Source organism: Haloechinothrix sp. LS1_15 (genome assembly GCF_033042135.1).
GTDB lineage: Bacteria > Actinomycetota > Actinomycetes > Mycobacteriales > Pseudonocardiaceae > Haloechinothrix.
On record NZ_WBXM01000012.1, the window covers coordinates 113,535 to 135,020 of the forward strand.

Annotated in this window: 19 protein-coding genes; 9 read left to right on the top strand and 10 right to left on the bottom strand. The window is 69.4% G+C overall.

From position 1 onward, the window contains the following. Positions 1–7 precede the first annotated feature (7 nt). Positions 8–856, bottom strand: a complete 849-nt coding sequence (hsaD, locus tag F8178_RS17130; RefSeq protein WP_317495843.1) for a 4,5:9,10-diseco-3-hydroxy-5,9,17-trioxoandrosta-1(10),2-diene-4-oate hydrolase — start codon at positions 854–856, stop codon at positions 8–10. A 37-nt stretch (positions 857–893) separates the two neighbouring features. Continuing rightward, a complete protein-coding gene (gene hsaA / locus F8178_RS17135; protein WP_317495844.1) occupies positions 894–2,072 on the bottom strand; it encodes a 3-hydroxy-9,10-secoandrosta-1,3,5(10)-triene-9,17-dione monooxygenase oxygenase subunit in 1,179 nt (392 codons plus the stop codon). Between the two features lie 294 nt (positions 2,073–2,366). Between hsaA and kstD the strand changes: the two genes are divergently transcribed. The 5 genes from kstD (at position 2,367) to F8178_RS17160 (ending at position 7,560) form a co-directional block, all read left to right on the top strand. Next, positions 2,367–4,085 carry a 3-oxosteroid 1-dehydrogenase gene (gene kstD / locus F8178_RS17140; protein WP_317495845.1) on the top strand — a complete coding sequence of 573 codons (1,719 nt, stop codon included), beginning with the start codon at positions 2,367–2,369 and terminating at the stop codon, positions 4,083–4,085. Then, on the top strand, positions 4,082–5,227 hold the full coding sequence (locus F8178_RS17145) for a Rieske 2Fe-2S domain-containing protein (RefSeq protein WP_317495846.1): 1,146 nt from the start codon (positions 4,082–4,084) through the stop codon (positions 5,225–5,227). Before kstD ends, F8178_RS17145 begins: the two co-directional genes overlap by 4 nt. A 74-nt stretch (positions 5,228–5,301) precedes the next feature. After that, entirely contained in the window at positions 5,302–5,580 is a 279-nt protein-coding gene (locus tag F8178_RS17150; RefSeq protein WP_317495871.1) for a hypothetical protein, read from the top strand. A 32-nt stretch (positions 5,581–5,612) separates the two neighbouring features. After that, a complete protein-coding gene (locus F8178_RS17155) occupies positions 5,613–6,671 on the top strand; it encodes a 2Fe-2S iron-sulfur cluster-binding protein (protein ID WP_396345714.1) in 1,059 nt (352 codons plus the stop codon). A gap of 31 nt (positions 6,672–6,702) precedes the next feature. Further along, positions 6,703–7,560 carry a MaoC/PaaZ C-terminal domain-containing protein gene (locus F8178_RS17160; protein WP_317495848.1) on the top strand — a complete coding sequence of 286 codons (858 nt, stop codon included), beginning with the start codon at positions 6,703–6,705 and terminating at the stop codon, positions 7,558–7,560. Positions 7,561–7,649: 89 nt separating this feature from the next. Here the strand turns inward: F8178_RS17160 and F8178_RS17165 are convergent, their stop codons facing one another. From F8178_RS17165 to F8178_RS17190, 6 genes are all read right to left on the bottom strand, one after another. Beyond that, positions 7,650–8,273 (bottom strand): DUF5134 domain-containing protein, encoded by a 624-nt coding sequence (locus tag F8178_RS17165; RefSeq protein WP_317495849.1) that lies wholly within the window; start codon positions 8,271–8,273, stop codon positions 7,650–7,652. A 274-nt stretch (positions 8,274–8,547) separates the two neighbouring features. Further along, positions 8,548–9,717, bottom strand: coding sequence for a lipid-transfer protein (locus F8178_RS17170; protein WP_317495850.1), 1,170 nt, complete (start codon positions 9,715–9,717; stop codon positions 8,548–8,550). Continuing rightward, positions 9,714–10,163, bottom strand: coding sequence for a MaoC family dehydratase (locus tag F8178_RS17175; RefSeq protein WP_317495851.1), 450 nt, complete (start codon positions 10,161–10,163; stop codon positions 9,714–9,716). The genes F8178_RS17170 and F8178_RS17175 overlap by 4 nt, the downstream gene beginning before the upstream one ends. Then, positions 10,160–11,185 carry an OB-fold domain-containing protein gene (locus F8178_RS17180; protein ID WP_317495852.1) on the bottom strand — a complete coding sequence of 342 codons (1,026 nt, stop codon included), beginning with the start codon at positions 11,183–11,185 and terminating at the stop codon, positions 10,160–10,162. The genes F8178_RS17175 and F8178_RS17180 overlap by 4 nt, the downstream gene beginning before the upstream one ends. After that, positions 11,182–12,375 carry an acyl-CoA dehydrogenase family protein gene (locus F8178_RS17185; protein WP_317495853.1) on the bottom strand — a complete coding sequence of 398 codons (1,194 nt, stop codon included), beginning with the start codon at positions 12,373–12,375 and terminating at the stop codon, positions 11,182–11,184. Before F8178_RS17185 ends, F8178_RS17180 begins: the two co-directional genes overlap by 4 nt. Positions 12,376–12,377: 2 nt before the next feature. Then, positions 12,378–13,481 (bottom strand): acyl-CoA dehydrogenase family protein, encoded by a 1,104-nt coding sequence (locus F8178_RS17190; protein WP_317495854.1) that lies wholly within the window; start codon positions 13,479–13,481, stop codon positions 12,378–12,380. Between the two features lie 318 nt (positions 13,482–13,799). Here F8178_RS17190 and F8178_RS17195 point away from each other — a divergent pair, with 318 nt between their 5' ends. Beyond that, positions 13,800–14,180, top strand: coding sequence for a hypothetical protein (locus F8178_RS17195; protein ID WP_317495855.1), 381 nt, complete (start codon positions 13,800–13,802; stop codon positions 14,178–14,180). A gap of 186 nt (positions 14,181–14,366) precedes the next feature. After that, entirely contained in the window at positions 14,367–15,194 is an 828-nt protein-coding gene (locus F8178_RS17200) for a metalloregulator ArsR/SmtB family transcription factor (RefSeq protein ID WP_317495856.1), read from the top strand. A gap of 12 nt (positions 15,195–15,206) precedes the next feature. Here the strand turns inward: F8178_RS17200 and F8178_RS17205 are convergent, their stop codons facing one another. Further along, positions 15,207–16,595 (bottom strand): wax ester/triacylglycerol synthase family O-acyltransferase, encoded by a 1,389-nt coding sequence (locus F8178_RS17205; RefSeq protein ID WP_317495857.1) that lies wholly within the window; start codon positions 16,593–16,595, stop codon positions 15,207–15,209. 91 nt (positions 16,596–16,686) lie between these two features. Between F8178_RS17205 and F8178_RS17210 the strand changes: the two genes are divergently transcribed. After that, positions 16,687–17,934, top strand: a complete 1,248-nt coding sequence (locus F8178_RS17210; RefSeq protein WP_317495858.1) for an alpha/beta hydrolase — start codon at positions 16,687–16,689, stop codon at positions 17,932–17,934. 14 nt (positions 17,935–17,948) lie between these two features. Beyond that, complete coding sequence (locus F8178_RS17215) at positions 17,949–19,205, top strand: patatin-like phospholipase family protein (protein ID WP_317495859.1); 1,257 nt, start codon at positions 17,949–17,951, stop codon at positions 19,203–19,205. A 1-nt stretch (position 19,206) separates the two neighbouring features. On the opposite strand, the gene F8178_RS17220 is transcribed toward F8178_RS17215, so the two are convergent. Continuing rightward, positions 19,207–21,426, bottom strand: coding sequence for an acyl-CoA dehydrogenase (locus F8178_RS17220; protein ID WP_317495860.1), 2,220 nt, complete (start codon positions 21,424–21,426; stop codon positions 19,207–19,209). Between the last annotated feature and the right edge of the window lie 60 nt (positions 21,427–21,486).

Genomic DNA, 21,486 nt, shown 5'->3' on the forward strand with positions numbered 1-21,486 from the left:
GGGACGGTCAGGAATCGGTGAGGAAGTCCAGCGCGAGTCGGTTGAACTCGTCGAACTTCTCCACCTGGGCCCAGTGGCCGCAGCGGCCGAACACGTGCAGCTGGGCGCGCGGGATGGTCTTGAGCGCGACCAGCGCCCCGTCCAGCGGGTTCACCCGGTCCTCGCGTCCCCAGATCAGCAGCACCCGCTGCCGCAGGCGGTAGGCCTCCCGCCACAGCATGCCGCGCTCGGCTTCCTCCGGCCGCATGAACGACTCGCCCATCGCCTTCATCGCGGCCAGCGACTCGGGGGTGCTGGCGGTGGCGTAGCGCTCCTCCACCAGTTCCGGCGTGATCAGCGACTGGTCGTAGACCATCACCCGGAGGAACTGCTCCAGCTTCTCCTTGCTCGGCCCCGGCGGCGCTGCGAAGGAGGCCAACCGCTGCACACCTTCGGTCGGGTCGGGGGTGAACACGTTGACGCTCAATCCCCCTGGCCCCATCAGCACCAGCCTGCCCGCCCGGTCCGGGTTGTCCAGCGCGAATCGCACGGCGGTGCCGCCGCCGAGCGAGTTGCCGATCAGATGGGCCCGCTGCACACCGAGCGCGTCCAGCAGTCCGAGCAGCGCGCTCGCGCTGTGGGTGAAGTACTGGGGGTGCTCGGTCGGCTTGTCGGAGCGGCCGAAACCCGGCTGGTCGACCGCCAGCACGTGGAACTTCTTGGCCAGCACGCCGATATTACGGCCGAAGTTGCTCCAGGCCGAAGCTCCCGGCCCGCCGCCGTGCAGCAGCACCACCGTCTCCTCGTGCTCGGTGCCCGCTTCGTGGTAGTGCAGCCGCAGCCCGTCCGCCGTGGTCGCGTAGGTGCCTTCGGTCATCTCCCGGTCCCCTTCTCGCGTGTCGCCTCGGCCTCGGTCAGACCATCGAGTCCTTGACGCGCTGGCCGAACTCGGCGGTGCCGAACATCGTGTAGGCCCGCTCGGGATCGTTGGCCGCGTGGACCCGGCCTGCGTGGGCGTCCCGCCAGAACCGCTGGATCGGGGTGCCGCTCTGCAGCGCCCGTCCCCCGGAGTTCTCGAAGAGCCGGTCGATCGCCGCGATCGCGCGCTCGGTGCCCCGCACCTGATCGCGCCGCACCCGCACCCGCGAGGCGAACGGGATCTTCTCCCCTGCGCAGGCGTAGCGGTAGAGCTCGTCGATATTGCTGGTCAGTTGCAGCCATGCGGCGTCGATCTCGCTGGCTGCCTCGGCGATGCGCACCTTGGCGAACGGGTCGTCCTTGGATTCCTCGCCCGCGTAGGCGGCCCGCACGCGGCTGCGCTGGTGCTCGACGTGGGCGTCGTAGGCGCCTTGAGCCATGCCGATGATCGGCGCGGTGATGGTGCTGGGGTGCACCGACCCGAACGGCAGCTGGTACAGCGGCCCGGGGTTGACGTCTTGCCCAGGAACCACGCACTTGGACATCGGTATGAAGCTCAGCGCGCGGTGTTGCGGGACGAAGACGTCCTCCACGACGATGTCGTTGCTCCCGGTGCCGCGCAGCCCGACGGTGTCCCACACGTCGATGATGCTGTAGTCGGAGTCCGGCACCAGGTAGGTGCAGAAATCCACCGCGTTGCCGTCGCTGTCGTAGGCGGGACCGCCAAGCAGCACCCAGCTGCAGTGGTCGCAGCCGGAGGAGAAGTTCCACCTACCCGACAGCCGGTACCCGCCGTCGACGACCTGCGCCTTGCCCATCGGGGCGTAGGAGGAGGAGATCCGGGTGTCGACGTCACCACCCCACACCTCGTCCTGCGCCCTGGCGTCGAACAGACCCACGTGCCAGGGGTGCACGCCGAGGATCGACGCGACCCATCCCGTCGAGCCGCACGCGCTTGCAACACGTTTTACCGCGGTGAAGAAGGTCACCGGGTCGGCCTCGTAGCCACCGCAGCGCGCGGGCTGGAGCAGCTTGAAGAAGCCGGTCTCCTGCAGCGCCTTGATCGACTCGTCCGGGACCCGCCGGGCATCCTCTGTGTCCTGCGCTCTTTCCCGGAGGACCGGGAGCAGGTCCTCGATGCTGGCGAGCACCTCGCCGGCAGTGTTGTCAGCCATGAATGCCCCTGTTCCTCAACCGTTGCAGCCTTCGCTCCCACACTAGAACATGTTCTCGTTTCTGTCGATAGCGGGGAACAAGAAGGGGCACCCAGGGCGGACCCACCCGCGACAATGGTGCGATGCGTCACCCTCCCGGCCAGCAGGACTATCCCTTAAACTGAAACACGTTCTCGTACAGCGAGATCGGTACACCAACCCCCGCCGGGCTGCGAGGGATGGATCCCGCCGGGCCCATTCCTGTAACCTGTTTCAGAAAGCGCGGTGGGCGCACGGCACGGGCGAAGGAGCGGCATGCAGGAGTTCGACGTCATCGTGGTGGGCAGCGGCGCCGCCGGCATGACAGCGGCGCTCGCCGCGGCCCACCAGGGGCTGTCGGTGGTCGTGGTGGAGAAGGCGGCCACGTTCGGGGGGTCGACGGCCCGATCCGGTGGCGGAGTGTGGATCCCGAACAACGAGGTCCTCCGCAAGGCGGGCATCGACGACAGCGTGGACGCGGCCCGTAGCTACCTGGAGCACATCATCGGCGGTGACGTCGACGCCGAGCGCATCCACACCTACCTGGAGCGCGGCCCCGAGGTGCTGTCGTTCCTGCAACGGCACAGCCCGCTGCGGATGCGCTGGGTGCCGCACTACTCGGACTACTACCCGGAAGCGCCCGGTGGCCGGGCGCACGGCCGCTCGGTCGAGCCGCGCCCCTTCAACGGCAAGCGGCTCGGCGAGGAACTGGCCAACCTGGAACCGGACTACGGCAAGGCGCCGCTGAACATGGTCGTCACCCAGGCGGACTTTCGGTGGCTCAACCTCATCGCCCGCCACCCGCGCGGCCCGCTGCGTGCGCTGCGGGTGGGAGCGCGCCGCATCGCCGCCCAGCTGACCCGCAAGCACCTGCTCGGCAGGGGCCAGGCACTCGCGGCCGCGCTACGCGCCGGGCTACAGCAGGCGGGCGTACCGGTCTGGTTGAACACGCCGCTGGTGGAGCTGCGCACCGACGACGGCCGTGTCACCGGGGTCGTGGTGCAGCGCCCGGATGGCGACGGGGCCGAGGCCGGTGAGGTGACGCTGACCGCGCGCCGGGGTGTGGTGCTCACCTCGGGCGGGTTCGAACACAACGAGGCCATGCGCAAGCAGTACCAGCGTGAGCCCATCGCCACCGACTGGACCGTCGGGGCCAAGGCCAACACCGGCGACGGTATCCGTGCTGGCCAGGAACTCGGTGCCGCGGTGGAGTTCATGTCCGATGCGTGGTGGGGTCCGTCGATCCCGCTGACCGGCGGCCCGTGGTTCTGCCTCGCGGAGCGGTCGCTGCCAGGCAGCATCATGATCAACGATCGAGGGGAGCGGTTCGTCAACGAATCGGCCCCGTACGTCGATGCGGTGCACGCCATGTACGGCGGGCCTCGCGGGCAGGGCGATGGCCCCGCCGAGAACATCCCCACCTGGATCATCTTCGACCAGCGCTACCGCAACCGGTACGTTTTCGCCGGGATCCCCCCGCGGCAGAAACTACCTGGCCGCTGGTACAAGGCGGGCGTGGTGCAGCGCGCGGGCAGCATCGAGGAGCTGGCCGAGAGTATCGAGGTGCCCGCCGACGCGTTGCGGGCCACGGTGGAGCGGTTCAACGGCTTCGCCGCTGAGGGCACCGACCACGATTTCGGGCGCGGCACCAGCGCCTACGACCACTACTACGGCGATCCCCGCAACCGGCCCAACCCGAGCCTGGCCTCGCTGGCGGAGCCGCCGTTCTACGCGGCGCGGATGGTGCCGGGCGACCTCGGCACCAAGGGAGGGCTGCGCACCGACGCGCACGGCAGGGTGCTGGCCGAGGATGGCACCGCGATACCCGGCCTGTACGCGGCCGGTAACGCCAGCGCGCCGGTCATGGGGCACACCTACGCTGGCCCCGGTGCCACGATCGGCCCCGCCATGGTCTTCGGCTACCTTGCGGCACACGACATCGCGGGTGCGGATGACACCGCGCTCGCACAGCATCACGACGGAGGGATGTCATGAGTTCGGCTGTCGAAACGCCTGTGCGCACCATCGATGCCGGCGAGCTTCCGAAGCGGTTCGCCAGGGGCTGGCACTGCTTGGGGCTGGCCGACGACTTCAAGGACGGCAAGCCGCACGCGATCCACGCCTTTGGCACCAAGCTCGTGGTGTTCCAGGGGCAGGACGGCCAGCTGAACGTGCTCGACGGTTACTGCCGCCACCTGGGTGGTGACCTCACCCAGGGTGAGGTCAAGGGCAACGAAATCGCATGCCCGTTCCACGACTGGCGCTGGGGCGGCGACGGCAAGTGCAAGTCGATCCCGTATGCCCGCCGCGTGCCGCTGCGTGCCCGTACTCGCTCGTGGCTGACCATGGAGCGGAACAAGCAGCTGTTCGTCTGGAACGACCCGGAGGGCAACCCGCCGCCGGAGCACGTGACGATCCCCAGCATCGAAGGGGTCGGCAGCGACGAGTGGAGCAACTGGACCTGGGACACGCTGCTGATCGAAGGGTCCAACTGCCGCGAGATCGTGGACAACGTGGTGGACATGGCCCACTTCTTTTACATCCACCACGCCTTCCCGACGTACTTCAAGAACGTCTTCGAGGGCCACATCGCGTCGCAGTACCTCAACACCAAAGGGCGCCCGGACACGGGGGCGCTCTCGAACTACGGGGGCGAGGAGAACCTGCTGCGGTCCGAGGCGCACTACTACGGCCCCGCCTACATGATCAACTACCTGCACAACACGGTCCAGGGCATGGAAATCGACAACGTGTTGATCAACTGTCACTACCCGGTGACGGAGAACTCCTTCATGCTCCAGTGGGGCGTGATGGTCAAGAAACTGCCAGGAGTGGACGACGAGCAGGCCGACAAGATCGCCGGGAAATTCGCCAAGAGCATCGGCGAGGGCTTCCTGCAGGATGTGGAGATCTGGAAGAACAAATCCCGCATCGACAACCCGCTGCTGTGTGAGGAGGACGGGCCGGTGTACCAGCTGCGCCGCTGGTACGAGCAGTTCTACGTGGACGTTGCCGATGTGACCGACGACATGACCCGACGGTTCGAGTACGAGGTGGACACCACCAAGGCCAACGAGGCGTGGGAAGCCGAGGTGGCTGAGAACCTGGCCCGCCAGCAGCAGGAAGCGGGTGTGTGACCGTGACATCGGCCGAACTGGACGCGCCGTCGGTGGCCACGACGTTCGGCCAGCCGACGACCCGCGAGGACACGCTGGCCGACCGCAGGGCGTTCCTCACCGACGGGTTCGCCCCGGTGAACTGCCACAGCTGCGGCACCGGGGTGCTGGTGCGTAAGAACAGCGAGAAGCACACGAGTATCCAGTGGACCAGCGACCCCGCCGTCAGCTGCCCGGTGTACGCCGAGCTGGTCGCCGAAGGCGGGAACACCGCCCTGATGGACACCTGCGCGCGGCTGAGCGACAGCATCGCGGCGGCGGTCGCGTCCGGCGAGATCAGTGTCGGTTCCACCGAGCGGGAGGACGGGACGTGAGCGAGCAGCAGGATCCGGCGGCCGAGCCCGCGTTGCCGAGGGATCGGATCCTCCGGCTGCGGGTGGCGGCCACGGTCGACGAGACGCACGACGCCCGGTCGATCGTGTTCGAACCACCGGAAGACCGCGAGGACTCCCTGACCTACCGGCCGGGGCAGTTCCTGACGCTACGGGTGCCGAGCGAGCGCACCGGCTCGGTGGCGCGCTGCTACTCGCTGTCCAGCGCGCCCCACGAGCAGGGGCAGTGGAAGGTCACCGTCAAGCGCGTCGACGACGGCTACGCCTCGAACTGGATCTGCGACACCGTCACCGAGGGGATGGAGCTGGACGTGCTCGCCCCCGCCGGAGTGTTCACGCCACGCTCGCTGGACGACGACCTGCTGCTGTTCGCAGGCGGTAGCGGCATCACCCCGGTGATGTCCATCGTGAAGTCGGTGCTGCGCCACGGCAGCGGCCGTATCGCACTGGTCTACGCCAACCGCGACGAGCGCTCGGTTATCTTCGCCGGCGAGCTGGGCGAGCTCGCCGCCGCCCATCCGGAGCGGCTCACCGTGGTGCACTGGCTGGAGAGCGTGCAAGGCCTGCCGACGGTGGCGGCGCTGCGCGCGCTGACCGAGCCGTGGGCCGACCGGGAGGCGTTCATCTGCGGTCCGGTAGCGTTCAAGGACGTCACCGCAGAGGCACTGCGCGAGCTGGGCGTGCCGCGCAAGCGCGTCCACATCGAGCGCTTTGTCTCGCTGTCGCGCAACCCCTTCGAGGAGCCCGTTGCCGGTGAGGACACGGAGCCGTCCCCTGCGGATGTGGCCCAGCAGGCGCCGCCGGTGGCGCTGGAAGTCGATCTGGACGGCGAGCAGCGCGAGCTGGCCTGGCCCCGGGAGAAGAAGCTGCTCGACTTCCTGCTGGAGTCCGGGATGGACGCACCGTACTCGTGCCGTGAGGGCGCGTGCAGCGCGTGCGCCTGCCGAGTGACCGCCGGTGAGGTCAAGATGCTCAACAACGAGGTCCTGGAACCGGTGGACCTCGACGAGGGCATCGTGCTGGCCTGCCAGTCCCTTCCGGTGACCGATTCGGTGTCGGTCAGCTACGAGTAGTACCGAGCGAACATCGACTACGGAGCGAGCTATGCCTATCGACCCCGCCGTCGCGATCGGAGCCGACCTCGGCGAGACCAGTTTCTCCTGGAGCTCCTCCGACGTGCTGCTGTACCACCTCGGCATCGGCGCAGGGGCCGACCCGGTCGACGCGACCGAGCTGCGCTACACCTACGAGCGTGACCTCCGGGTGCTGCCGACGTTCGCCACGGTGGCGGCGACGATGCACGAGACCGAGCCGCCGCAGGTGTCGTTGCCCGGTGTGGAGATCGATCTCGCCAAGGTGGTGCACGGCAAGCAGGAGATCGTGGCGCACCGCCCCCTGCCCGCCGAGGGCAAGGCCACGGCGCGCGGCCGCATCGCCGACGTGCACGACAAGGGCAAGGCCGCGGTGATCCTGCAGGAGACCGAGGTCACCGACGAGGCGGGCGAACCGCTGTGGACCGCACGTTCGGCCATCTTCGCCCGCGGCGAGGGCGGTTTCGGCGGCGATCGAGGCCCCTCGGAGGCGGTGGAGCTACCCGACCGCGAGCCGGACTGGACGGTCGACACCCCGACGCTGCCGCAGCAGGCGCTGCTGTACCGGCTGTGCGGGGACCGCAACCCGCTACACATCGACCCCGAGTTCGCGCGCGGCGCCGGATTCGACGCGCCGATCCTGCACGGGCTGTGCACCTACGGCATGGTCGCCAAGGCGGTCACCGACACCGTGCTTGACGGGGACCCGGACCGGGTGGCGTCCTGGTCGGCCCGGTTCGCGGGCATCGTGCTACCCGGCGAGACCCTGCGCACCCGGATCTGGCGCGACGGCGACCGCTACCTGGTCACCACCCAGACCGTCGAACGCGACGCCCCCGCGTTGGCCGACGCCGTGCTCACCGCCCGGTGAGTTGGGGCGCTGAAAGTGACGTTCAGCGCCGTAGATGGAACGGACGCCACGTTCGGCTCGCGTGCTGCTCGCCGGCGGTGCCCTGCGGGTCACACCATGGCCAGCAGCATCCCGGCCATGCCCACGCTCATCGCGCCCCTGCCGAGCTCACGGGTACCGAGGCGGAGCACCACTGGGACCGGCTCGGGGATCTCCGCGCGCGGGCCACGCACGCACCGCACCACGCACATCGCCGTGTCGACAAAGAAATACCCTGCGGCGGCGAAGGCGAGCGGGGCCAGCACGAGCGTGCCTTCGTGGCCCGCCATGGTCAGCCACGGCCCGGCTTCGTGGGCGGCGTGGTCGCCGTGCCCGACCATGCCCGCGAACATGTAGACCATCACCGCGGCACCAATGGCGTGGTGGCCGCACCGTGAGCGGGCACATCCCGAACCGCAGCTGGCGCGCACCTCCCGCAGCCACAGCACCCCCAGCCACAGCGCCGCCACCACGAAAGCCGCTTCCCACCCGGCCTGCGGGATCGGCCCGCCCACCGGCGAGACCATCGCCAGCATGCCGAGCGCCATCAGCAGCTCGGCCACCTCGTCCTCCCGGCGGACGCGCCCCCAGAGCGGCGAGTGCGGATGCGCGATCACCAGCCGGGCCAGGCTGGCGGCGGCGATCGCCAGGAACAGCACGCTCAGCCCCCACAGGACCGGTTCCGGTGCGTCCATCCCGCCGGTGACCTCCCGGTCTGCTGCGAGCCTCGGCCTTAACCCTGACGTGAAGCCGGTCGCTGCTTACCGTGACAGCCGAGCACAGGCGTATCCAGACGGCAATCGAGTGATAACGTTTCGTGATCGCTCTACTGCGCGCTCGGCGTGATTCGCCGCGGCACGGATATGAAGCGGAACGGCCGAGGCCCGAGGCCACCACGAGCGAGCTGAACGTCACGTTCAGCTCCTCACCTCAGCGGGCGGGTTGCTAGCAGCCCGACCACCACGGTGGTCACTGCCCTGTCAGCATCAGCCCGCTCGTCGGAACGCCGGTACCGGCGGTCACCAGCACGTGCCGCGCCTCCGGGACCTGGTTCACCGCGGTTCCCCTGACCTGCCGCACCGCCTCGGCGATGCCGTTCATCCCATGCACGTAGGCTTCCCCGAGCTGCCCGCCGTGCGGGTTGAGCGGAAGCGTGCCGTGCAGCTCCAGCGTGTCACCAGCGATGAAGTCCTTGGCCTCCCCTCTGGCGCAGAATCCCAGTTCCTCCAGCTGCATCAGCACGTAGGGGGTGAAGTGGTCGTACAGCACCGCTACATCCACATCGGAGTGATCCAGCCCGGACTGCTGCCAGAGTTGCCTGCCGACGACTGCCATCTCGGGCAGTGCGGCGAGCTCGTCGCGGTAGTAGCTGGTCATGATGTACTGGTCGGTCCCGCTGCCCTGCGCCGCCGCGGAGATCACGGCGGGCGGGTGCGGCATGTCCTTCGCCCGCTCGGCGCTGGTGATCACCAGCGCGATGCCACCGTCGGTTTCCTGGCAGCAGTCCAGCAGCCGCAGCGGCTCGGCGATCCACCGGGAGGACTGGTGGTCGTCCAGCGTGATCGGCTTGCCGTGGAACCAGGCGTTCGGGTTGGTGGCGGCGTGCTTGCGGTCGATCACCGCGATCCTGCCGAAGTCCTCCGTGCTCGCGCCGTAGTCGTGCAGGTATCGCTGGGCGAGCATAGCCACGGTCGCCGCCGGGGTGGCGATCCCCGCCGGGTAGTGGAAGCTGTTGTCGACACCTGAGGTATTGACCTGCTGCGCGGCCGCGTTCGACACCTGGCCGAACCGGTGTCCGGAACGTTCGTTGAACGCCCGGTAGGCGACAACCACGTCGGCGGCGCCGGTGGCCACGGCCATCGCGGCCTGCTGGATCGTCGCCGCGGCCGCGCCTCCCCCGTAGTGCACCCGGCTGAAGAAGCTGAGCTCACCGATGCCGAGCTCGCGAGCCACCGCGATCTCGGCGTTGCTGTCCATGGTGAACGTCACCAGACCATCTACATCGGCTGGTGTGAGTCCGGCATCGTCGAGAGCCGAGCGAACCGCCTCGCACGCCAGCCGCAGCTCGCTGCGCCCGGAGTCCTTGGAGAACTCGGTGGCGCCGATCCCGGTGATCGCTGCCTCACCCGCCAGTGTCACGACTCCACCTCCGGCAACGCGACCTGCACCGTGCCCGTGACGTGTGCGCCGAGGCTGACCGTGCCGCAGATCTCGACGACGATGCGCTGCTCGCCGCCTGCCTCTATCCGGTCGGCCACGCGCCCGGTCAGCGTCAGGGTGTCGTAGGCGTAGCAGGGCACGCCGAGTTTGATGTTCACCGACCGCACCAGCGCCTCCGGCCCGGCCCAGTCGGTAACGAACCGCTGCACCAGGCCGGTGTCGGTGAGGATGTTCAGGAAGATGTCCTTCGAACCGCGCTGCCTGGCCAGGTCCCTGTCGTGGTGCACGTCCTGGAAGTCCCTGGTGGCCAGGGCGGTGCTGATGACGAACGTCGGTGTCACCTCGATCCGCAGCTCCGGCAGTGCGGCGCCGATCTCCACGGCCGAGGCGGGCAGCGTCGCCTGCGGGGTGGTTCCGTCACTCATCGCGCCACCTCCCAAGCGGGCAGGGTCAGCTCGTCGTCCACGGCGAGGAACACCGCCCGCACCGGCATCCCGATCGTCACCGAGCCCGGGTCGGCGTCGATGAGCTCGCCGAGCACCCGCACGCCTTCCTCGAGCTCCACCAGCGCCACCACGAACGGCAGCTCCTTGCCGGGCACCGGCGGGTTGTGGTGCACCACGTAGCTGTAGACGGTGCCGCGGCCACTGGCCACGATGTAATCCGGTTCGATGCCCAGATCTCCCCCGGGATCCACCGGCCCGGGCGGGTGCCGCAGCGTCTCCCCCCACCGCTGGATGCGCAGCTCGCCGAGCTTCGTGCCCTCCCAGAAGAACGCGGTGTCGACCGAGATCACCGGCCGCAGCACGCCCGCGGCACGTTCCGAGGCGTCGACGATCCTGCCGGACGGCCCCGCCTGCGGCCGCCGGTCACCGGCGGCCTCGCCGTGTCCGCCGTTGTCGCTGCCTGCCGGGCGGAACTTCAACACCCGGAAGGTCATCTCGGCGACCACCTCGTCGCCCACCAGCCAGCGGGTGCGGGTGGTGACGAAGAATCCCTCACCGAGGGCGGTCCGTTTCGGGCCGACCACTCCCTCCAACTCGGTGGTGGCTGCCACGTGCTCGCCGGGCCGCAGGTAGCGGTGGTAGGTCTGCTCGGAGTTGGTGGCCACCACCGACGTGTAGCCCGCGTCGTCGAGGACCGTCATCATCGCGCCGAGCGGGTCGTCGGCGGCCCGCTCGCCGTGCAGCCCGTTCATGGTCCACACCTGCGCCATGGCGGGCGGGGCGACGAGCTCGCCGTGCACCGATCGTGCCGCGAACTCGGGGTCGGTGTAGACCGGGTTTGCGTCCCCGATCGCCTCCGCCCAGTTGTTGATCATCGCGGTGTTCACCGGGTCCCGCGCATGCCGAGGCGCGGAGCCGCCCTTGTCGGCGATGCGTTCGGCCTCCCGGTGAATGGCCTGGGCGGTGTCTTCGACCCAGTCGCCTGTCCGTGCTCCGCTCATCGCGGCACCCTCGGCAGCCCGAGCCCGGTCATGGCGATGAGTTCCCGCTGGATCTCGTTCACCCCACCTCCGAAGGTCAGTACGAGGTTGCGTTTGGCCTGCACGTCGAGCCACAGCAGCAGCTCCGCGGTGCCAGGCTCGGCCGGATCGCCGTGCCTGCCGACGACCTCCTCCAGCAGCGCGCACAGCCGCTGGATGCGGTCGGAACCGAACACCTTGGTCGCCGAGGCGTCCGCGACATCCACCGGTGTGTCCGTCGAGCTGTCCCCCGCCGAGGCGACCTGCCAGTTGAGCAGCTCGTTGATGCGCAGCACGGCGCGGGTTTCGGCGAGCGCCTCAGCAACGTCCGGGCAATCGAGCAACGGCGTCCCGGCCTGGCTGGCGCGTGCGGCGGCCCAGTCGTGCACCCGGTCGTACAGCGCGGCCACGCGCCCGGCGGGTCCCAGCATGACGCGTTCGTGGTTGAGCTGAGTGGTGATCAGTTGCCAGCCACGGTTCTCCTCACCAACCCGCATGTTGGCGGGAACCCGCACGTCGGTGTAGTAGGTCGCGTTGACGTGATGCGCCCCGTCGCAGGTGATGATCGGTGTCCATGAGTAGCCGGGGTCGCTGGTGTCCACGATCAGGATCGAGATGCCCTTGTGTTTCGGCGCGTCCGGGTCGGTGCGCACCGCGAGCCAGATGTAGTCGGCGTCGTGCGCCCCGGTGGTGAAGATCTTCTGCCCGTTGACAATGTAGCCTGCGTCCGGGCCATCGCCGTCGCGCACCGCCGTGGTGCGCAGCGAGGCCAGATCGGTGCCCGCCTCCGGTTCAGAGTAGCCGATCGCGAAGTGCACCTCACCCGCCAGGATCGCGGGAAGGAACTTCTCCTTCTGCTCCGGAGTGCCGTAGGCCTGTAGGGTGGGGCCCACGGTCTGTAGCGTCACCGAGGGCAGCTGCACGTCGGCGCGGGCAGCTTCGTTGACGAAGATCTGCTGCTCGATCGCGCCGAACCCATGACCGCCGTACTCGGTCGGCCAGCCCACACCGAGCCAGCCGTCGCGGCCCATGCGCCGCACCACCTCGCGGAAGGTCGGGCCGTGCCGCTCAGTCAACATGGCGGCACGTTCCTCATCGGTCATCAGCGTGCTGAAGTACTCGCGCAGCCGCGCCTGGAGCTCGCGCTGCTCGCCGGTCAGTTCGATGTGCATGGTCAGCTCCCAGCGCCCGCGCCGAGCGTGGCCAGTCGCGTCCGGTGCCCGCCGAGCAGGCGGGTGAGGTCTTTGAGGTCGGAGTAGTGCCGGTGCAGCGGGTAGGTGACGTCGACCCCGATCCCGCCGTGCAGGTGGTGGCAGGTGCGCAGCGCGGGCAACGCCTCGGTCGCCAGCCAGTACGCGGCCAGGTCCAGCTCCGCCGTGGCTTCCCGCCCGGATCCCAGCCGCCAGGCGGCCGAGGTGGCGGCCAGGTGCACGGTGCGCTCGGCGATGTAGACGTCGGCCGCCTGCTGTGCCACGGCCTGGAACGTGGCCAGCGGCTTGCCGAACTGTTCCCTGGTGCGCAGGTGCTCGGTCGTCAGCTCCAGCGCTCCAGCCAGCCCCCCGTCGCCTGCGGCGCCCGCACCCGCCACAGCGCATTCCCGTAGGCAACGCGCGGCCTTTCCCGACGTGTCCGCACCCAGCAGGTCCGCTGTGGACACGTCCACTCCGTCGAAAGTCACGGTGCATTCGGGGGATCCACTCGCGGTGGGGGTCGGGGTGAGCGTGACGCCGGGCGCCTGCGGGTCCACCAGGAACACGCCGGTCCCCTCGTCGAGGGAGGCCGGGACGAGGATCCGGTGTGCCTGTGCGGCGTACGGCACGCCGACCTTGCGCCCGGACAGCCGCCAGCCGGACGCTTCTTGGCGTGCCACGGTGCGCGGCGTGGTGACCAGCGGGCTGCCCACCTCGTTGGTCGCGCCGGTCAGGATCCGCTGCCCGGATGCCACCGCGGGCAGCAGGTCATCGCGCTGGGCCGGGGTGCCGCGCGTGGCGACCGGCAGCACCCCGAACGCGAGTGTCGCCAGTGCCGGTACCCGCGCTCCTGACTTACCCACCTCGCGAAGCACCACCGCGATCTCGGCGATACCGAGGCCGTCGCCGTCGAGGTCGGGAGGAAGTGCCAGTCCCAGCAGGCCGACGGTGGCCATGGCCGACCACACCTGCTGCTGGTACGGGGTAGCTGCGCCCGCTCCATCGTGCTCGGCGGCACGCTCCTTGGCCAGCACCTCGGCGGCGAGTTCGGCGGCCGCCCGCTGGTTCTCGTCGGGGCTGAAGTCCATGGCTCCTCGCGGGTGGTCGTGCCGGTCGCGCCCGGGCTCACCCGGACACGCATAACTGTAACATGTTCTAGTTTTACCCGGGAGAGCCGGTTATCGCAACCTCCGACCCGAGTCACGCCGAGTGGACGTCCGCGCGAAACTCGCTCATCGGCACAAGAGAAAACATTCGTTATGTTGTCACCGCGACGGAGATCCTTCGCGGGTCGGCGTGATCTCCGTAACCCGATTCCCGTTCATCAGTTACCCCAGGTATCGGTTACCCGGAGATTCGGTTAACCGGCGGAATGTACTGATCCGAACGGAAGGACAGGTGCAGGCATGCGAAAGCGCTATGGAGCATTGGGGGCACTCGGTGCGGCGGCGGCCGTGGCGGTCGGCGGCGTGTTGCTGGCGACACCGGCGTACGCAGATGATCCCGAAGGGGTCGGCGTGAGCTTCTTCGGGCACTTCTGCGGCGAGGACAACGTCGGCCCCGAGCCGGCGTGCACGTACACGCCGCTCCTCGACCACTCCTACGCAGGCGCCGGACCGTTCACGATCGAGGCCGTCGACGCGCTCGGGGAGACAGTGTTCGCCACCGAGTGCGACGAGGGCGAGATGTGCACGGACGAAGGCGAGGGATCGATCCCGGCCGGATCGACCGTCACCATCGAGGTCACCGGTGAGCCCGGCAGCGTGGGTGCGGGCGCCTTCGACTGACGCGATCGGCACGTAGCGCGAGACAGCGGGCCGCCGGAACCACTCCGGCGGCCCGCTCTCCTGCGAGCTCCGTCCAACCGCCTGGCGACACCCGTTATGCCCAATCCCCGACAGGGGTTGACATGCAACTGGTTGGTTGCCTAAATTTAGGCAACCAACCAGTTGCATGATTGGCCTGACACACCCATGGACCACGTCTTCAAGGCGCTGGCCGACGCCAGCCGTCGTCGCTTGCTCGACCGGCTGAACCTGCGCAACGGGCAGAGCCTGCGTGACCTGTGCGCCGAGGTGGACATGACCAGGCAAGCGGTCAGCAAGCACCTTGCCGTGCTGGAAGAAGCCAACCTCGTGACCGTTCGGTGGCAGGGGCGGCAGAAACTGCACTACCTCAACGTCGAGCCGATCAACGCCATCGCCGAGCGCTGGATGAGCCAGTACGACCGCTTACGGGCGCAGGCGCTCACCGACCTGAAGGAAGCATTGGAGCACCCACCCATGGACGCCACCGCATTCGTTTACACCACCTACGTCAAGACCACGCCGGAACAGCTCTGGCACGCGCTGACGGAGCCGTCGTTCACCCGACGCTACTGGGGTGTCACGTTCGAGACCGACTGGCGGGCGGGGTCACCGATGGTGTGGGAGCAGGACGGGGTACGCATCGCCGATCCCAGCCAGGTGGTCCTCGAATCCCAGCCGTACCGGCGCCTGTCCTACGCCTGGCACGTCGTCACCCCGGAGTTCGCCGAGTCCGTCGGGCTGAGCGAGCAGACTCGCGCCGAGCTGGCAGCCGAGCAACTGTCCACTGTGACCTTCGAGATCGAGCCACTGGGCGAGATGGTGAAACTGACCGTGGTCCACGATGGATTCGAGGCAGGTAGCACCATGCGGGAGATGGTCGGCGAAGGCTGGCCGCACCTGCTGTCGGCACTGAAGACGCTACTCGAAACCGGGGAAGCGCTACCCGATATCCCGGCCGAGCAGCACGCGGCCTCGCACGACACGGCGACGTGAACCACCACAGGGTCAGCCTGCCGCATCCAGCAGCGTGGTGAGTTCGTCGCGCATGCCCTCGACGATGGGCCACGGGTCCGGCACGAGCTCGGCGGCGCACACCACCCCGACGTTGACCTGACCGGCCAGCGACAGCACGGTGATGTTCAACCCGCACCCGTGAAACACCGGTCCGAGCGGGTACATGCCGGTCACCCGGGCGCCGAGCAGGTAGATCGGCACCGGCGGACCCGGCACGTTGGAGATCACCAGGTTGTGCACAGCCGGGTGCTTCTCGGCCAGCCGCAGCGTGGAGTAGGCACGCACCGCCAGTCCGAACGTGGCAGGACCTGCCAGGCGCGCCCAGTCCTGCAGCATGTCGGCAGGGACAGTGTGGTGGTGGTTCTTCGCCCTGGTGTTGCTCACACTGAGCGCCCGCAACCGGTCGACAGGGTCATCCAGGTCCGTCGGGAGGGAGGCGAACCACGCCGACACCTTGTTCGCGCCCTCGGGCCGCGCGGTGCGGTCGTGGACCGAGACCGGCACCGATGCCAGCAGTGGCTTACCGGGCAGCTCGTCGCGATCGGCGAGGTAGCGGCGTAGCGCGCCGCTGCACAGCGCCAGCACCACGTCGTTGACGGTGACGTCGAAGGCGTTCTTGACCCGCTTGATCTCGTCCAGATCGAGTTGAGCCAGCGCCACGCCGCGCCGGGCCGTGATCGTGCGGTTGAACGGCGTCCTGGGTGCCGTAAACGGCAGCCGCATCCCCTCACCCCGCAGCGAGCGGGCCACGAAGCCCGGCACGATCCCCATCAGCTCCGGCATCATCCGCAGCGCACGCACCGGCCGCCGCGCGAACGAGCGCACGCCGTCGGCCAACAGTTCCAGCGCACCCGGAGGTGTGGGGCTGCCGGGTCGCTCCTCGGGCTCCGGCAGCGGAGCATCCGGTTCCAGCGCTGCCAGCTGGCTCATCAGGTTCGCGCCGCTGACCCCGTCCACACTGGCGTGGTGCATCTTCGCCAGCACCGCCAGCGAACCGTCGGCGCTTCCCTCGACGAGGTAGATCTCCCAGAGCGGGCGTGAACGATCCATCGGCTGGCTCGCGATATGCGCGCACAGCTCGGCGAGCTCCCCCGGACCACCGGGCGGTGGCACCGCGATGCGGTGCAGGTGGTGCTCGAGATCGAACTCCTGGTCCTCCACCCATAGCGGATGGTCCAGGTTGAGCCAGGATGTGTGTACCTTGCGCCGGAACTCCGGCAACCGGAGCAGGCGATCGGCCAGGGCACGCCTGGCCGTTTCGAAGGAATACCCGCCGGGAATGGTCGAGGGATCCACCGTGACCAGCGCGCACACATGCAGGGGTTGCGTCGCCGTCTCCAGGTACAGGAAGCTCGCGTCCAGGCCGGTCAGTCGCTGCATGACCACCGATCGTAGCGAATCCGACACAATCTTAGAACGTGTTCTAGTCTCGGTGTCCGCCGGTGAGTGGCACCGGGCTATGCTCGTGCCCATGGGATCGTTCTTCCGCACCAGACAGGCCGCGCAACTGGCGCTGACCGCGAACGCGCTGCGCCCACTACGGTCACGCTCGGCGTCCGTACCGAGCTTCTTCGCAGGCTGGCTCACCGCCGAACTCGCCCCGCACCTGCTGGCGCTGACCTGCGCCGACGCGGCGAGACAGATCGCGACGAAGAAGCGGGATCCCGCGGGCCTTGCCATGGCGGCCGCCAACGGAGCCGGGCTGGCCGCGATGATCGCCTCGGCACATCGTGCCAAGGACGCCGTGGAGCAGGCGCTGACCGAAGCGCTGGGCGTGGACTACCGCTCGCAGCTCAGCCCACCGTTCCACCCGCTGGATCTCGACCTACCGGTTGGCCAGCTGGCGATGCCGTTCCGGATGCGCTCGCCCGAGGTGCGCAAGATACCGAACGTCCCGTATGCCGACGGCGGCCGGCGGTACCTGCTGGACATCTACCGCCCGCGCGCGCCCGTGCAGGATTGTCCTGTGCTGCTCCAGGTGCACGGCGGGGCGTGGGTGACCGGCACGAAGGACCAGCAAGGCCTGCCGCTGATGCTGCACATGGCCAAGCGGGGGTGGGTGTGTGTCGCGATCAACTACCCGCTCTCGCCGCGGGCGCGCTGGCCCGCGCACATCGTCGCCGCCAAGCGGGCGCTGGCCTGGATCAAGAACTCGATCACCGACTACGGCGGCGACCCGTCGTTCGTGGCTGTGACCGGGGGCTCGGCGGGTGGTCACCTCGCCGCGCTGCTGGGGCTCACGCCGAACGACCCGGCGTGGCAGCCGGGGTTCGCCGACAGCGACACCAGCGTCCAGGCCTGCGTGCCGCATTACGGCGTGTACGACTTCGCCGCCGAAACCGGATCGCCCGCGGCCAGGAACCTACGCAGGACATTGCTGGAACGGTACGTCGTCGACGCCGAAGCGGGCGAGGACACCTATCGCAGCGCCTCCCCGCTGGCCAGGATCCACGAGTCCGCGCCACCGTTCTTCGTGGTCCACGGTGAGCACGACACGCTCATTCCGGTAACGGAAGCGCGGGAGTTCGTACGCAGGCTGCGCGCCACCTCCCGGCAGCCGGTTGGCTACGCCGAGATCCCTGGCGCGCAGCACGCCTTCGACATCTTCCACTCGGTGCGCAGCGCCCACGTGGTACGCGGGGTGCAACGTTTTCTCGAGTGGTCCTACGCGGCGACGAACAGCCACCTGCGCCCGACCGAGGCGGTACCGTCACGGTAAAAGGAGGCCCAGCGGTGGACGACGCGGCAGACGACGGCGAGCGGGTGGCGCTGGTGCTCAGCGGCGGCGGCGCCAGAGGGGCCTACGAGGCGGGTGCGCTATCGGTACTGCTACCGGAGCTGCAGCGGCAGGGGCAACGGCCGCGCCTGGTGGTCGGCAGCAGCGTGGGCGCCCTCAACGCAACCTACCTCGCAGCCACCGCCCACCTGGATGCCGAGGAAGCGGTGACCGGCCTGCTGCGGCTCTGGCGGGGGCTGGAGCTGGGCAAGGTCATCCGACCGCTCATCCTGCGGCACCTCCCGCTGTTCGCGGCGCGCTATCTCGGCTCGTCACTGTCGCTTCCGGTGCAGCGCGGCAACAGCCTGCTGGATCCGGCTCCGCTGAGGGGCAACCTCAGGGAGTGGGTCGACTGGGAGGCGCTGCGATCCAACCTCGACAACGGCCGGGTCGACGCGCTGGCGGTGGTGTGCACGGCGGTGTGGACGGGCCGCACGGTGGCGTTCTGCGATTCCAAGGTGGAACCTCCGGACCACCGATCTCACATACTGGACTACGTGCGGTGCCAGGTGGAGCTGGAACACGTCCTCGCCTCGGCCGCGATCCCGATGCTGTTCCCCCCGGTCCACATCGAGCATCCCGACGAAGCCCGTGGCTGGTACATCGACGGCAGCACTCGGCTGGACACGCCCCTCAAACCCGCGCTCGATCTCGGTGCCGAGCGGGTCGTCGTGGTCGGCACCTCCTCGGTAGCCGAGCCCGACGACCGTCCGGGCCAGCACGAGAGCGCCCCACCGAGCATCGCCGACGGCGCGGTGAACGTGCTGCACGGTGACGTGGTGGACCCGCTCATCGAGGACATGCGGATGCTCGGCAACGTCAACATGTTCTTCGCCGAGGGCGCGCCCGGTGCGCACCGTTACCGCAGGGCCAGGGGCAAACCCGCCTACCGCCAGGTGCCGTACATCTTCGTCGGGCCGCCCCGTAACGCCATCGGCGAGCTGGCCGTCGAGGTGTTCCGCGACCGCTACAGCGGCGTGAAGGCGCTGCGCTCCCCCGACCTGGCGCTGCTCGGCGCGCTCCTCGGCCCCGGCGGCGCCGGGCGGGGCGAGCTGCTCAGCTACGTGTTCTTCGACTCCGAGTTCCTCGGCGCGCTAGCCGAGATGGGAGCAGCGGACGCCCGGCATTGGCTGGACAACGGCACCGGTGAGATCGCGCCGTGGCAGCTGGAGCCGCTGCGGGCGTTCACCGGCGGCGACGCCGACGCGGGCTGATTCACTCCCTCGGCAGGCCGAGCAACCGCTCGGCGGCCACGTTGCGCAGCACCTGCGTGGTGCCGCCCGCGATGCTCAGGCAGCGGCTGAGCAGGAACTCGTGCTGCACACCGGCACTGTGCTCGGTGACCACCAGCCCCGACGTGCCGAGCAGTTCCAGCGCTGCCTCGGCCACAGCCTGCCGGTGCTCGACGCCGACCAGCTTGCGCACGCTGGACTCCGCCCCCGCGTCCTGCCCTTCCAGGCTGCGGACGGTGGCGCGCACATCGAGCATCGAGCAAGCGTGTCCCTGCGCGACCAGCCTGCCCAGCTCGTCGAGGCCGTGACCGTCCCCGGATCCGGCTCCCGACCCGTCGCGCCACAGCTCCAACAACCGCTCCACGCCCTCACCCAGCGAGGAACCGCCGCTCATCGCCACGCGCTCGTTGGCCAGCGTGGTGCGAGCCAATCGCCAGCCCTGTCCCTGTTCACCGACCATGTCGGAGTCGGGTACGAACACATCGGTCAGGAACACCTCGTTGAACACCGCTTCACCGGTCATCTCACGCAGCGGCCGGGTCTCGATGCCATCCCGGCGCATGTCGACGAGGAAGTAGCTGATGCCCTTGTGCTTCGGCGCGTCCGGGTCGGTTCGTGCCAGGCAGATGGCCCAGTCGGCCTCGGCCGCCATCGAGGTCCATACCTTCTGCCCGTTGAGCACCCAGCCACCGTCCACACGCGTGGCCGTGGTGCGTAGCGACGCCAGGTCGGATCCAGCGCCGGGTTCGCTGAAGAGCTGGCACCAGATGAGCTGGCCGCGCAGCGTCGGCGTGACGAAGCGGCGCGCCTGCTCCTCGGTGCCGTGGGCGATGATGGTGGGCACCGCCCAGGTGCCGATCATCAGGTTGGGGCGGCTCACTCCGGCGCGTTCCAGCTCCGCGTCGATCAGCAGTTGCAGCGCGGGCCCCGCGTCCAGCCCGTAGGGGCGGGGCCAGTGCGGGGTGAGGTAACCGGATTCGACCAGCGCGTCCCTGCGCTCGCGGGCCGGGCGGGCGGCGATGCCGTCGACCGTGCGGCGCACCTCCTCCCGCTGGGCGTCGAGCTCACCCGGCCGCGAGGTGTAGGAGTCCAGGTCGAGCCCCGCGGCGCGGCGCGTGCCGCCCAGGGCCAGCTCGGCGGTGCGGACACGCCACGGGGCGCTTCCGCCGAGCAGGTGGCGCAGCGCCAACGCCCGCCGCAGGTACAGGTGCGCATCGTGCTCCCAGGTGAAGCCGATGCCGCCGAGCACCTGGATGGCGTCCTTGGCGTTGTCCACCGCTGCGTCGAGGGTGTACGCCGCGGCCGTCGCGGCTGCCAGCCCGTGCTGGGTAGCGTCCTCGTCGGCAGCACGGGCGGCATCCCAGGCCAGCGCTGTCGCCAGCTCGGAGCGGCACAGCATGGCGGCGCAGAGATGCTTGACGGCCTGGAAGGCGCCGATCGGGCGGCCGAATTGCTCGCGGGTGCGGGCGTATTCGCTGGCGGTGCGCACGCACCAGCCCGCGATACCCGAGGCTTCAGCGGCTGCCAACGTGGCCGCTGTAGCGTGCACCTCCCGCGCGGCGAGCGACTCCAGCACGGCATCGGGCGGCACGCTGACCGAATCGAGCTCGACCCGGGCCACGGTGCGGGAGAAGTCGACCGGCCGCTGGCCAACCAGCTGGACACCCGGATGGTCAGGCGGCAGCACGAACCACCTGGTGGTGCCCGCGACGTCAGCACGGAGCAGCAGGTGGGCCCCGGCATCAGCGCCGAGCACCACGCCAGCGTCCCCGGAAACCACGAGACCACCGTCGCCGCTGGCTTCGCCCGTGAGGCCACCGGGTTCGAGCGCGACGGCGGCGTGTGCCTCACCCGTGCACAGTGCGGGGACGAGCTCCTTGGCAGGCGCGTGCTGCGGGCACCGGGCCAGCAGCAGCGCGGCGAGCGCGGTGGGCAGCACCGGACCGGGCGCCAGCCCGGCGGCGGCTTCCTCCAGCGCGGCGGCTGCGTCACAGGTGGTGCCGCCCGCACCGCCGAGCTCGGGGTCCACCGCGATGCCGAGCACCCCGATGCCTGCCAGCTCCTGCCACCCACCATCCGCGGCACCCGCCGCGACCCCGCTGCCTTCCGCGGCGCGCACGGCCTCGATGGGGGTGCTGCGGGTTGCCCAGTCACGCACCGACGAGGCCAGGTCCTGCTGGGTATCCGTGATGGCGAGCGGCACGATCCCTCCTTGTTCGGTCGACGCTTCAAGACTAGAACGTGTTACACATCCAAGTCGACC